This is a genomic window from Peribacillus sp. NPDC097198, from assembly GCF_044762055.1.
GTDB lineage: Bacteria > Bacillota > Bacilli > Bacillales > DSM-1321 > Peribacillus.
In genome coordinates, this window is sequence record NZ_JBIWDO010000003.1 from 246114 (window position 1) to 259773 (window position 13660).

The 13660-nt window shown below is 41.8% G+C and carries 14 protein-coding genes; all 14 read left to right on the top strand.

The annotated features are described in order from the left end of the window. Nucleotides 1-7 precede the first annotated feature (7 nt). The 14 genes from ACIQXQ_RS06655 (at nt 8) to topA (ending at nt 13486) form a co-directional block, all read left to right on the top strand. Nucleotides 8-238: a KH domain-containing protein gene (locus ACIQXQ_RS06655; RefSeq protein WP_402868288.1), complete on the top strand. Its 231-nt coding sequence runs from the start codon at nt 8-10 to the stop codon at nt 236-238. 221 nt (nt 239-459) lie between these two features. Then, nucleotides 460-846, top strand: coding sequence for a YlqD family protein (locus ACIQXQ_RS06660; protein ID WP_402956278.1), 387 nt, complete (start codon nt 460-462; stop codon nt 844-846). A gap of 10 nt (nt 847-856) precedes the next feature. Further along, the gene (gene rimM, locus ACIQXQ_RS06665; protein WP_402868292.1) at nt 857-1375 is read left to right on the top strand and encodes a ribosome maturation factor RimM; all 519 of its coding nucleotides are present in this window, start codon (nt 857-859) and stop codon (nt 1373-1375) included. Beyond that, nucleotides 1375-2109: a tRNA (guanosine(37)-N1)-methyltransferase TrmD gene (gene trmD, locus ACIQXQ_RS06670; protein WP_402956280.1), complete on the top strand. Its 735-nt coding sequence runs from the start codon at nt 1375-1377 to the stop codon at nt 2107-2109. The genes rimM and trmD overlap by 1 nt, the downstream gene beginning before the upstream one ends. Before the next feature lie 131 nt (nt 2110-2240). After that, nucleotides 2241-2588 carry a 50S ribosomal protein L19 gene (rplS, locus tag ACIQXQ_RS06675; RefSeq protein ID WP_402868296.1) on the top strand — a complete coding sequence of 116 codons (348 nt, stop codon included), beginning with the start codon at nt 2241-2243 and terminating at the stop codon, nt 2586-2588. Between the two features lie 210 nt (nt 2589-2798). After that, nucleotides 2799-3353 (top strand): signal peptidase I, encoded by a 555-nt coding sequence (gene lepB / locus ACIQXQ_RS06680; protein ID WP_402956282.1) that lies wholly within the window; start codon nt 2799-2801, stop codon nt 3351-3353. A 17-nt stretch (nt 3354-3370) separates the two neighbouring features. Continuing rightward, complete coding sequence (gene ylqF, locus ACIQXQ_RS06685) at nt 3371-4243, top strand: ribosome biogenesis GTPase YlqF (protein WP_402868300.1); 873 nt, start codon at nt 3371-3373, stop codon at nt 4241-4243. A 174-nt stretch (nt 4244-4417) separates the two neighbouring features. Further along, nucleotides 4418-5185 carry a ribonuclease HII gene (locus ACIQXQ_RS06690; protein ID WP_402956499.1) on the top strand — a complete coding sequence of 256 codons (768 nt, stop codon included), beginning with the start codon at nt 4418-4420 and terminating at the stop codon, nt 5183-5185. A 21-nt stretch (nt 5186-5206) separates the two neighbouring features. Next, nucleotides 5207-7333 (top strand): hypothetical protein, encoded by a 2127-nt coding sequence (locus tag ACIQXQ_RS06695; RefSeq protein ID WP_402956284.1) that lies wholly within the window; start codon nt 5207-5209, stop codon nt 7331-7333. Then, nucleotides 7330-7602 (top strand): EscU/YscU/HrcU family type III secretion system export apparatus switch protein, encoded by a 273-nt coding sequence (locus ACIQXQ_RS06700; RefSeq protein ID WP_402956286.1) that lies wholly within the window; start codon nt 7330-7332, stop codon nt 7600-7602. The genes ACIQXQ_RS06695 and ACIQXQ_RS06700 overlap by 4 nt, the downstream gene beginning before the upstream one ends. A 450-nt stretch (nt 7603-8052) precedes the next feature. Beyond that, nucleotides 8053-9213 (top strand): ADP-forming succinate--CoA ligase subunit beta, encoded by a 1161-nt coding sequence (gene sucC / locus ACIQXQ_RS06705; protein ID WP_402956288.1) that lies wholly within the window; start codon nt 8053-8055, stop codon nt 9211-9213. Nucleotides 9214-9231: 18 nt separating this feature from the next. After that, on the top strand, nt 9232-10134 hold the full coding sequence (sucD, locus tag ACIQXQ_RS06710) for a succinate--CoA ligase subunit alpha (RefSeq protein ID WP_402868308.1): 903 nt from the start codon (nt 9232-9234) through the stop codon (nt 10132-10134). A gap of 144 nt (nt 10135-10278) precedes the next feature. Beyond that, nucleotides 10279-11145 (top strand): DNA-processing protein DprA, encoded by an 867-nt coding sequence (gene dprA / locus ACIQXQ_RS06715; RefSeq protein WP_402956290.1) that lies wholly within the window; start codon nt 10279-10281, stop codon nt 11143-11145. Nucleotides 11146-11410: 265 nt separating this feature from the next. Next, nucleotides 11411-13486, top strand: coding sequence for a type I DNA topoisomerase (gene topA / locus ACIQXQ_RS06720; protein WP_402868312.1), 2076 nt, complete (start codon nt 11411-11413; stop codon nt 13484-13486). Nucleotides 13487-13660: the final 174 nt, after the last annotated feature.

Here is a 13660-nt window from a genome sequence, read left to right on the forward strand (position 1 = left end):
CTAGTTGATGAAATCTTTAATTGAAACGATTGTTTCAGCACTTGTGGATCATCCGGAAGAGGTTATTGTAACTTCGAAGGAAGAAGCCGACCGGGTTGTTTATGTCCTCTCCGTTCATAAAGAAGACATGGGCAAGGTCATCGGTAAACAAGGGCGTGTTGCTAAGGCGATTCGAACTGTGGTATATGCAGCAGGATCTTCACAGCAGAAGAAAATCTATTTGGAGATTTCCGAATAAGGAGGGCTAATCCCCTCCTTTTTTTGTACTTCAAGAAAAGTTCAATCCCGGGTCTACTTACAATTTCATGGATTCGGGGTCTAATTTTCATTCTTTTGAGACACATCTTTCACCGTTTTACGTTATACTTAAGAGAATGACCCTCATTTTTTCAAAAGATTACCCTATCATACATATTTTTTGAACGAAATAAGAAATCATAGATAATAGGAGGCGCTGGAATGAAAATTCTCCAAAACGTAATCGTTAACCAAGTATTAACGGAATCCAGCAAGAATCAGCTCCTCGATAAGTACAAATCAAAACGACTACAACTTCAAAAAGAAAGTGAACAGCTTCGTTTTGAACTGAAAAAACTTGAAAAGACCCGTAACCTTCAGCCTGCCAGCCTTCGTTCTCATTTTGAAAAAGAAATTAACCAAAGGCAGGAAAAAATCAAACTGCTTGAATTTCAAATGGAACAGTTGGAAATCCTTCCTATTGGAAGCGAACTGAAGGAACGGGAAGTCCAAAGCATTATTGATGTAGAAATCGGGGCAGATTGGGACGATCTTATGACAACGAAGACAATTGTCATTAAAGATGGAATTGTCTCGGAAATTCGTTAGAGGTGAAAGAATGGAAAACTGGTTTAATGTAGGTAAAATCGTCAATACGCACGGTCTTCTAGGAGAAGTCCGTGTTATTTCATCAACAGATTTCCCGGAGAAGCGGTACAAAGTTGGCAATACGCTGTATTTGTTCAGGGAAACAGAGAAAAAACCATTGCCGCTTACAATCAGGTCACACCGGACTCATAAAAACTTTAATCTATTGACGTTTGAAAACTATTATAACGTCGGTCAGGTAGAAGCTTTCCGCAACGGGATTTTGAGAATAAAGGAATCACAGCTTGGCAAACTGGATGAGGGGGAATTTTTCTTCCACGAGATCATCGGCTGTAAGGTCTTCACGGATGAAGAAGAGGAAATAGGAGAAATCGTAGAGGTATTGACTCCAGGTGCCAATGATGTTTGGGTCATTAAAAGGACGGCAGGCAAGGATGTTCTAATCCCGTATATTGATCAGATTGTAAAAGAGGTCGACATCTCGGAGAAAAAGGTTATCATCACGCCGATGGAAGGACTATTGGACTGATGAAAATCGATGTACTTTCTCTTTTTCCAGAAATGTTCGAAGGAGTGCTTGGTTCGTCTATGTTAAAAAAGGCGGCAGAAAAGCAGGCTGTCAGCTATCAAGTGACCAATTTCCGCGATTACGCAGATAATAAACATTCAACTGTTGATGATTACCCATATGGCGGTGGGGCAGGCATGGTGTTGAAGGCACAGCCCATTTTTGATGCTGTAGAAGCGATCAAAGGCCAAGGTGACCTAAAACCTAGGGTAGTACTCCTTTGCCCGCAGGGGGAGCGCTACACGCAGAAAAAAGCAGAGGAACTTGCAAAGGAAGAACATCTCATTTTCGTATGCGGCCATTATGAAGGATATGATGAGCGTATCAGGGAGCATATCGTCACAGATGAGATATCAATAGGCGACTATGTACTTACAGGTGGAGAATTGGGGGCCATGGTCATTATAGATAGTGTTGTCCGCTTGTTGCCGGGTGTTCTTGGAAATGTTGATTCCCCGATTCTTGATTCCTATTCTTCTGGTTTATTAGAGCACCCTCATTACACTAGACCTGCAGATTTCCGGGGCATGAAAGTCCCGGATCCACTCATATCCGGAAATCATAAAAAAATAGATGAGTGGCGGATGAAAGAATCATTACGGAGAACATGGCAGAGACGACCTGATTTGCTTGAAAGCTATGAACTTTCCGATCTTGAGAAAAAATTGCTGTCAGAGATTCAAAAAGAAGAATGATCGCTATTGCATCAATGCATATTGTATGGTAGGATAGACCTTGTGACTTGGGCAAAAGTCCGGTCTTATATCGATGTTCCGCTGCAAAACAATTCAGTATTTGCAAGAGCGTCCAGGAGGAGTTGGAATTCATGCAAAATCTTATTAACGAAATTACAAAAGAACAACTTCGCACAGATCTTCCATCATTCAGACCTGGTGACACAGTACGTGTACACGTTAAGGTTATTGAAGGAACTCGCGAACGTATTCAGTTGTTTGAAGGCGTTGTAATCAAACGTCGTGGCGGCGGAGTTAGTGAAACTTTCACAGTACGTAAGATTTCTTACGGCGTTGGAGTAGAACGTGCTTTCCCTGTTCACACACCAAAAATTGCGAAATTAGAAGTTATCCGTCACGGTAAAGTCCGTCGTGCGAAACTTTATTACCTACGCGAACTTCGTGGTAAAAAAGCACGTATTAAAGAAATTCGTCGTTAATTCTTCGAATCTCTCTATGCGGGTTTACCATGATCCACATAAGGTGCGAAACCAAATCGTATACAAAAAAAGGAGCCTGTTTTACAGGCTCCTTTTTTTATCGATTAAACCATCCGGAAAAGAAGTGAGAGGGTCCTAAACCTGCTCGCTATAGCGTCCGTAACATGTTAAAATGATTAGATGATATGCTTTTCTAAAAGGGTGGTAAGGATGGCGAAAAAGAAAAATGAATTGTGGGAATGGATAAAGGCAGCCCTAATTGCGGTCATTTTAGTAACGCTTATTCGTTATTTCCTTTTGGCCCCAATCTATGTGGACGGCTTTTCCATGATGCCGACTTTGAAGGATACAGACCGTATGCTCGTTAATAAATTCTCTTATTCAGTGGGTGAACCAAAAAGATTCGACATCATCGTCTTTAAAGCGCCGGAAGGCAAGGATTACGTTAAACGGGTCATAGGTCTTCCTGGTGAAAAGGTGGAATATAAAGATGATATACTTTATGTGGATGGAAAAGAATATGGCGAACCATATTTGGATGAATATAAAAAGCAATTGATTGATGGTGGACCATTGACCGAGCCTTTTACAATAAGTGATATCATTGAACAAGAAACGGTGCCTGAAGGACATTTATTTGTTTTGGGAGATAATCGTCGCTTCAGCAAGGACAGCCGCCATATCGGGGTTGTTTCGTACCGGGAAGTGTTAGGCAAAACTAAATTAGTTTACTGGCCAATCAAAGACTTTCGATTGGTGGAATAGTAGAAAGGTGGATTCCATTGACAATACAGTGGTTCCCTGGCCATATGGCCAAAGCGAGACGGGAAGTAACAGAAAAATTAAAACTGGTGGACATCATATTTGAACTTGTGGATGCACGTATCCCGGCATCTTCACGGAATCCGATGATAGATGAGATTATCCAGCATAAACCAAGGCTTATCTTGTTGAATAAAGCCGATATGGCTGATCCGGTAAAAACCAATCAGTGGCTTGATTATTATAAATCACAAGGTAAAACGGCAATTGCTATTAACTCACAGGCGGGAAATGGTCTGCATCAGATTACGACGACTTCTAAAATGCTCTTGAAAGAGAAGTATGATCGGATGGAGTCAAGAGGAATCAAGCCGCGTGCGATTCGTGCGATGATCGTCGGGATTCCGAATGTCGGGAAATCGACGCTGATCAATCGGCTTGCTAGGAAGAACATTGCCAAAACGGGCAACACGCCTGGTGTGACGAAGGCCCAGCAATGGATAAAGTTCGGTAAGGAACTCGAACTTTTAGATACACCGGGGATTCTGTGGCCTAAATTCGAGGATCAGGAAGTCGGTTTAAGATTGGCCTTGACAGGAGCAATCAAGGATACGATTTTAAACTTGCACGAAGTCTCTCTCTATGGTCTTCGCTTCTTGGAAAAAGAATATCCAGATCGGTTGAAATCACGATATAATCTTGATGTTATCCCACAAGAAACGCTGGAACTTTTCGATGCAGTTGGGAAGTTCAGAGGATGTATAGCCTCTGGAGGGTATATCGATTACGATAAGACCGCAGAACTGGTCGTTCGTGAGATCCGTTCTGAAAAGATGGGCCCGCTCACATTCGAGCTACCGCCTAAAGAGGATCAAGAAAACACGCCCGACTAACCTCTGTCTGGGCCAAGCTGTACAAGAGAATAAACACGGAGCGGGACTTTAGGCATCGAAGGTTGTTTTAACCTAAATGATGTCTCTTTTCCGCTCCGTATTTTTGATGGAACTATAGGAATGTAACATTTCTGCCGATACTTATAATGATGGGTGATAAAAATGAAAACAGCCATGAATATTAACGAAATTTCTTCAAGATTAAAATCCATAAGTAATCCGGAAGATCCTTTTTTGCAAGAATGCCGAGAGGATGCTCGCAAGGGAGTCGCCGATTTAATCGGCAAATGGAACAAAACCTACGAAAAAGCTCAACAAATCAGGGATACCTTCTTAAAAATGTCAGAGTTTGAGCGAGAGCTGCGCCAACAAGGGTTTTCGGTTCTTGCCGGTATAGATGAAGTAGGAAGAGGGCCCTTGGCTGGTCCGGTAGTGACAAGTGCGGTTATTTTACCAGAGACTTTCTATTTGCCTGGGCTAAATGATTCGAAAAAAATTTCCGAGTCCAAAAGGGAACAATTTTATGAGGCGATTCATAAAGAGGCTATATCAATTGGGATAGGCATTGTACATAGCGAAGAAATCGACGAAATCAATATCTATCAGGCTACGAAAAAGGCCATGATGGCAGCGGTGAACAATCTTTCGGAATTGCCGGATCATTTATTGATTGATGCAATGGAACTGGATATGCCCATTCCTCAGCTCTCGCTAATAAAAGGAGATGCTAGAAGTATTACCATATCTGCGGCTTCAATCGTCGCTAAGGTGACACGTGACAGGATGATGAAGGAATATGGGGTAAAGTACCCGGAGTATGGATTTGAAAAGCATATGGGCTATGGTACGAGCCAACACCTCGAAGCTCTCGATAAGCATGGGCTTACACCATGGCACAGAAGAAGTTTCGCACCTGTAAAGGAAATTTCGGCAAGGAAATAAGGATTAAAGGAGGATGAGGGGATGCAATCAATAACAAATGGTCAGTCTGTTTCTACACCCGTTGAGATACAAGGAAGCACGAATCTAAAGAGTGGGCAAATTCTTTTCGGAAAAGTGAATAAGATCTTTCCGAACCAAACGGCTGAAGTGCAGATTGGCCAACAAAAAATGATTGCGCACCTGGACGTCCCGCTACAGGTTGGGGAAAGATATTGGCTTCAAGTGCAGCCAAATGAGGGACAGGTGGTTTTGAAAGTACTTGATTCCCCGAATGTGAACCTCTCGAATACAAAAGAAGCAGCGGCACAGCTACTTGTTTACCTTGGTGTTAAGTCGGAACCAGAGTCTGCAAAGCTTGCCGAGTTTTTACTGAGAAATCAATTCCCCATCACCAAAGATTTCTTCTCATCAGCATTGCAATGGGTTAAAGCGGCAAGTACAACTGAATCGGGACTTTCCGTTATTAAAACGATGGTTACGCAGCAGCTACCTTTTGTTAAGGAGGTATTTTTTGCATTGGCCGAACTAGCAAAAGGTGAACCTTTTCATAAGTTACTAAGTGGTCTGCAACAACAATTACAGGAAAGCGGATCTGACACAAAGACGCTGGTGCAGCTAAAAGCCGTATTGGAGTCCCTACATATTACTAAACAAGATCAATTGCAACAAACTGGTTTGCACAGACTTATTGCAACTTGGCTTGATTCCAAGTCGACACCAGATATGAAATCAGGAGCCTTTTCCTTGCTTCAAAAGACTGGTTTCATTCCAAGTGGGATAACTGAAACGGAATTACTGAGAAGCATAGTTGCTGAATCGGTGCGGGCGCCGGAACCCATGAAGACCCCAACGGCTAATAAACTACAGCAAGGACTGCAAGCACTAGCAAATGGAACGCTTGGACAAGGGAATATGGAATCTAACCTTATTAAACTATGGGGGAGTTCGGATATAGGAGCGACGGCATCTTCAGATGTAAAAGATGTAATACCGTATAAAAGCATCGCAACCAATGAAAGGTCTGGACTTAATCTAAACCTGCTTGAACGTGCTTTTGGGAAAGGCTCCTCGGCAAGGGAACCAGGGACTATCCCTATGATTCAACGGAATGGAATCCAAAGCGAAAATGAAGGGCCGGAGTTAATCTCAGAATCATTAAAGAGCTCTAAGGCTGATACCCAATGGCAGGGGATGCAACAGACGGTCCGGCAAATTCCAGTGTTTACAAAAGAAGTCCTTAATCTTACTTCACATTTACTTGAACGTGCTTTTTCCGAGGTGTCTGCCAATCGTAAAATCACCCCGGCCGATCTAGAAGTCGATGAATTATTGAGTCAAATAAATAAGGATGTAGGGCAAGTTGGTGAGTCGAAGGGGAAAGTGGGGGATCTTCTACTTCAGGCTTTTAAGCAAGTTCCAGAAACTCCCTCTGTTGCTATCAATCCCGAGAAACTAGTGCTGAGCCATTTAATAGATGAAGGTTTTCAACCAAATGATTTTACAAATGGGACAGCTGTAGCCCAACAACTGAAAGAATGGACCAAAATGCTTGGGCTTCAACTGGAGCATGTTCTTGCTAATCTATCGGGAGGCGAATCGGAAGCGCTATCAGAGGAGTTAGAAACTCTCAAGCCTTTACTCCTAAAATTGTTGAATGAGCAGCATCCACCAGCAATTAAAGACATGGCTGAACAAATAGTGAATCGGCTCACTGCTCAGCAGGTTCTTTCACAGGATAACGGACCCATGCAAAATTTATTGCTCACCCTTCCTCTCAACTTAGGTTCGTTCCAAACGGATTTAACGTTGCAATGGAGTGGAAGGAAAACAAAGGATGGAAAGATCGATCCCGATTACTGTCGTATCCTGTTTTATTTAGAGTTAGAGAACCTTAACGAAACCATCATTGACATGCAAATCCAAAACCGCGTCATCAACGTGACTATCATCAACGAGCAGAATCAAACAATTGAAACTGCGGCGAGTAATTATCTGGACGTGTTGAAGGATAATTTGCGATTGATGGATTACAAGTTATCAGGAGTTTTATTTCAGGACACAACACGCACAAGAAATACGGGTGTGAGGCAGACTACTGTTCCTTTTTCAGAGACAGGAACTTATAGTGGGGTGGACATTCGGATATGAAACAGGAAAAACGGAAAGAAGCGATTGCCTTAAAGTATGATGCAAAGTCATCGCAGGCACCTGTCGTGTTGGCTAAGGGAAAAGGCAAGACGGCAGAGAATATCCTGGTAAAGGCAGAGGAACTGAATATTCCTGTACAGAAGGACGAAACGTTAACGGAACTTTTGGGTCAGCTTGATATTAATCAAACGATACCGGAAGAATTATATGGAGCTGTTGCCGAAGTATTCGCTTTTGTTTATAAGGTGGACCGGAATGCTAAAAGTTAAAACCCTAATTTTATTCGGCAGGTTAAAAAAATGGTCGGATTGTGAAGGAAACCATAAAAAGTACTGAAAAAAATTATTATATTAAAAACATAGTAAACTAATGATAAAAGGATGAAGCAGAAGCTTCGTGCTTTTATTTTTTTTGTCCAAAAAAATAAATCAGGGTGCAAATCTTATAAAAGTGAAGCAAAGAAATTCCTAAAAATGGCTTTAAATAAGGTGTTTAATTAAAAAAGTCTGTAGGTGTAAAATGATCATCCTGAAAATGAGCCTATGAATGAATAATGTATTTTCTTCCATATAATAGAAGGTTAATTAGGTATATTGTAATAATTATTTTTCATAGTCGATAAAGAAAATTATGCATGAAAGAGAATTTTGTTGTAATATGGTAGAGAAAACACGCACCAAATTTAAGTTTTGTTTTTTAGTAGATAAGGAGGATGGGAAATGAATATCCATGAGTATCAGGGGAAAGAGATTTTGAGACAATACGGGGTATCTGTTCCAAATGGCCGAGTTGCCTTTACTGTTGATGAAGCAGTTGAAGCGGCGAAGGAGTTAGGTACAGATGTTGTTGTCGTCAAAGCTCAAATCCATGCGGGTGGCCGCGGAAAAGCCGGCGGAGTTAAGGTTGCGAAGAATCTTGATGAAGCGCGTACATATGCAGAAGAGATTCTTGGTAAAACGTTGGTGACCCATCAAACAGGGCCTGCAGGTAAAGAAGTGAAGCGTTTACTTATCGAGGAAGGCTGCGATATCACCAAGGAATATTACATTGGTCTGGTCTTGGACCGTGCAACGAACAGTGTAGTATTGATGGCCTCCGAAGAAGGCGGAACGGAAATCGAAGAAGTGGCTGAGAAAACTCCCGAGAAAATCTTCAAGGAAGTAATTGACCCTGTGGTCGGTTTAACAGGTTTCCAGGCACGTAGAATCGCTTTTAATATTAATATTCCAGCTCCATTAATAAATAAAGCATCTAAATTGATGATCAACTTATATACAGCATTCGTAGAAAAAGATTGTTCGATTGCCGAAATCAATCCGTTAGTCGTGACGGGGGATGGCAATGTAATGGCCTTGGATGCTAAATTGAATTTTGATGACAATGCAATATACCGTCAGAAAGATATTTCAGAGTACCGTGATTTGGATGAAGAAGATGCTAAAGAAATTGAAGCATCAAAACATGGTCTTAGTTACATATCGCTTGACGGAAATATTGGCTGTATGGTTAATGGCGCCGGGCTTGCAATGGCAACAATGGACATCATTAAACACTATATGGGCGACCCAGCCAATTTCCTTGACGTCGGGGGCGGAGCTACAGAGGAAAAGGTGAAAGAGGCCTTCAAGATTATCCTGTCCGATGAAAAAGTAAAGGGCATCTTTGTCAATATCTTCGGAGGAATCATGAAATGTGACATCATCGCGACAGGCGTCGTAGCTGCTGCAAAAGAGCTAGGCCTGGATGTTCCACTCGTTGTTCGCTTAGAAGGAACGAATGTTGATTTAGGGAAAAGTATTTTGAAAGATTCTGGTCTAAATATCACCGCTGCTGAATCCATGGCAGACGGAGCGCAAAAAATAGTATCACTTGTAGGATAATAGGCAGGGGGGAACATAATGAGCGTTTATATTAATAAAGATACGAAAGTGATCGTTCAGGGAATCACTGGCTCAACAGCATTATTTCATACAAAACAGATGTTAGAATACGGTACGAAAATCGTTGCAGGGGTCACTCCGGGTAAAGGTGGAACAGAAGCGGAAGGGGTACCTGTATATAATACAGTTTCCGAAGCTGTCACTGAAACAGGGGCGAATGCATCGGTTATCTATGTACCAGCTCCATTTGCAGCAGATGCAATTCTAGAAGCGGTTGACGCGGAGATTGATCTCGTCATCTGTATTACCGAGCATATTCCAGTCCTTGATATGGTTAAGGTCAAGCGGTATATGGAAGGCAAAAAAACACGCTTAATTGGACCTAACTGTCCGGGTGTGATTACCCCGGAAGAATGCAAAATCGGGATAATGCCTGGCTATATCCACAAAAAAGGCCATATTGGCGTGGTTTCTCGCTCTGGTACTCTGACTTATGAAGCCGTACATCAATTATCACAAGAAGGTATTGGGCAATCATCAGCTGTCGGCATTGGTGGGGACCCTGTTAATGGGACTGATTTCATTGATGTGCTTAAAGCGTTCAATGAAGATCCAGAAACCCATGCGGTAATCATGATAGGGGAAATCGGTGGCACAGCAGAAGAAGAAGCGGCCATTTGGGTTAAGGAAAATATGACGAAACCGGTTGTTGGATTCATTGGAGGACGTACGGCTCCAGCTGGAAAACGTATGGGACATGCTGGTGCAATTATTTCAGGAGGAAAAGGAACAGCCGATGAAAAAATCCGCGTCATGAATGAATGTGGAATTAAAGTTGCTGAAACACCATCGGTCATGGGAGAAACCTTGATATCCGTCTTAAAAGAAAAAGGCATGTACGAACCTTGTAAAACGCATTAATAAGAGATGGGCCGACCTGATATTGGTCGGCCTTTATTTCACTTCTATAGTAAGTACCCTTCGAAAGTATCCATGACATCTTCGTTTGACAAACCATACGACCATCCCCTGCTTTTGAATAATCCTCAAAGGAGTGCTTCCAAATTGAACAGAAATGAAAAGCTAATCCACCTTCATCATTGTCGTGGTGCAGGCTGGAAAACGATAAAAATGATCTTGGCTGCAGACCCATCCCTCACCACCCTCTTTACAAAAACGTATGCTGAATGGAAAGAAATTCTCACCATCCCGAACGACAAACTCCAACTCTTTCTCGCAGACTTGCATTCTTACAATACGATTGAAAAACTGAAACAATATGAAAATAATCAAATCCACTGTATGACGATTTTTGATGAAGACTATCCATATCTATTAAGACAAATTTTCGATCCCCCCTGGGTGCTTTATTTAAAAGGCAATAAACAGCTTTTAGCTAAGAAGAATACCATAGGTGTCGTTGGTACACGGAATCCAACCTCGTACGGGTTAGAGGCCTTAAAAACGATTTTAACGCCACTCGTAAAGAGAAAATTCGTGATTATTAGTGGAGTGGCAGTTGGAATTGACGCGATTGCCCATAAAATCACGTTGAACGAAGGTGGACATACGATAGGGGTTTTAGGAGGGGGATTAATGCACATTTATCCGAAAATCAATATTCCACTCGCAAGGGTGATCATCGATAAGGGATTGCTTCTTTCGGAAACCCCTCCGACTAGGAGATCGGAACCTTGGATGTTCCCTCTCCGCAATAGAATCATCAGTGGTTTATCGCAGGGGATTTTCGTGGTAGAGGCAAAGCAGAGAAGTGGTTCGCTTATCACAGCGCAGGCTGCACTTGACCAGGGAAGGGACGTATTTGCACTTCCTGGTAATATAACCAGTCTTGAATCAATGGGGACTAATCAATTAATTCAAGAGGGAGCTAAATTAGTTTTGACAGCTGAACAGATTGAGGAGGAATATTAAAACAATATAATATAGAAGATATACGGTGAAACCTCCAATTTTTGTCGAAAAAGGTGCTTTTTTAGGTGAATAGAATAAAATATTAGACAAAAAGGTTGAAAAAATTGTAAAACTGTTATAAGTTTTGCAACAGGCACCTCTTGTCAAAATATCTAAATCCTGATGAATCAGCGGGATTGGAAAAGTAAAGAGGTGTTGACAAATGATTTTTGAATGATTAATAATAGTGAAGATTTATATTACCTCTTTGAGGAGGATTTATTGGATGTCAGATTACTTAGTGATTGTGGAATCGCCCGCAAAAGCAAAGACGATAGAGCGATACTTAGGAAAGAAATATAAAGTTAAAGCTTCCATGGGTCATGTACGCGATCTACCTAAAAGTCAAACGGGTGTCGATGTTGAACATGGCTATGAACCTAAATATATAACAATCCGCGGCAAAGGCCCGGTTTTAAAAGAATTGAAAACAGCAGCAAAAAAAGCAAAAAAAATCTATCTCGCAGCTGACCCCGACAGAGAAGGTGAAGCGATTGCCTGGCATTTAGCGCATAGCCTCGACGTCGACATAAACTCGGATTGCCGTGTCGTATTCAATGAGATTACGAAAGAAGCAATCAAAGAATCATTTAAATCTCCGAGACCGATTAATATGCAATTGGTTGATGCCCAGCAGGCAAGGAGGATATTGGATCGTTTGGTCGGGTACAATATTTCCCCTCTATTGTGGAAAAAAGTGAAAAAAGGCTTGAGTGCCGGACGGGTTCAATCAGTTGCAGTCCGAATGATCATAGATCGTGAAAAAGAAATCAAAGACTTCGTTCCTGAAGAGTATTGGACAATCAAGGCCGATTTTGTAAAAGGAAAAGAACAGTTTGAGGGTTCCTTTTTCAGCCTTGCGGGAGAACGTACTGAATTGAATACGGAAGAAGACGTGAAGAAGGTTCTGGATTCTTTGAGCGGTGGGGAATTTACAATCGGTACCGTGACGAAAAAAGAAAGAAAACGTAATCCAGCTGCACCATTCACAACTTCTTCCCTACAACAGGAAGCTGCGCGTAAATTGAATTTCAGGGCCAAGAAAACGATGATGCTTGCCCAGCAGCTTTACGAAGGAATTGAGCTAGGAAAAGAAGGAACAGTCGGACTGATTACTTATATGAGAACGGATTCAACCCGGATTTCCGATGTGGCTAAGCTCGAAGCGCATAACTTCATCTCAACTAGTTATGGTGAAGAGTATGTCCAGACGGAACAGCGTAAAGAGAAAAAACAGACAAATGCCCAGGATGCCCATGAAGCAGTGAGACCGACTAGCACACTGCGGGAACCAGGTTTAGTGAAAGAATTTTTATCCAGAGACCAATTCCGTTTATATAAATTGATCTGGGAACGTTTCGTTTCAAGTCAAATGTCTTCTGCTGTTATGGATACAATGAGCATCGACTTACATAACGGAGATGTCATATTCAGAGCAAATGGATCAAAAGTTAAATTTCCTGGTTTTATGAAGGTCTATGTTGAAGGAACGGATGACTCGGTGGAGGAAAAGGAGAATACCCTTCCTGATGTGAAAAAAGGTGATCAATTCTTTTCAAAAGATGTTGAGCCTAAGCAGCATTTCACGCAACCGCCGCCCCGCTATACAGAGGCACGTCTTGTTAAAACTCTGGAAGAATTAGGCATAGGTCGGCCATCCACTTATGCCCCTACTTTGGATACGATACAAAAAAGGGGTTACGTCACGCTTGATAACAAACGATTTATCCCGACCGAACTTGGTGAAATAGTCCTTGAACTAATTCGCGAATTCTTCCCATATATCCTGGATGCTGAATTCACAGCCAAGATGGAACAGGAGTTTGATGGTGTAGAGGCTGGAAGTGTTGAATGGGTTAATGTCATTGATGACTTCTACAAGGATTTTGCTGTTGATTTGGCCAAGGCAGAAGCCGAGATGGAAAAGATTGAAATTAAAGATGAACCTGCTGGCGAGGATTGTGAAGAATGCGGTCATGGAATGGTCTTCAAAATGGGGAGATACGGAAAATTCATGGCATGCAGCAATTTTCCTGACTGCCGTAACACGAAACCAATCGTCAAGGAAATCGGTGTGAAGTGCCCAAAATGTAAAGAAGGAAACATCATCGAGCGGAAAAGTAAAAAACGCCGCCTGTTTTATGGATGCGATACGTATCCAGGGTGTGATTTCATTTCATGGGATAAGCCATTGCCGCGTAATTGTCCAAAATGTGAAGGTACCCTTGTTGAGAAAAAACTTAAAAAAGGCGTACAAGTACAATGTATGGACTGTGATTTCAAAGAGGTACCTCAAGCTTAAGGAAAGGTGGGCAATCATGCCCACCTTTTTCATGTTCACCAAAAAAGGACTGACTCGGGTAGAGCTGAGTTTCTTCATATTAGGTAAGGTATGATATCATGATAAAGAGAAGGATGTTCCTCGCAGAATATATTGGAAAGGCATGAAACTTTTTAATTTTGCTCAAGTATTGTA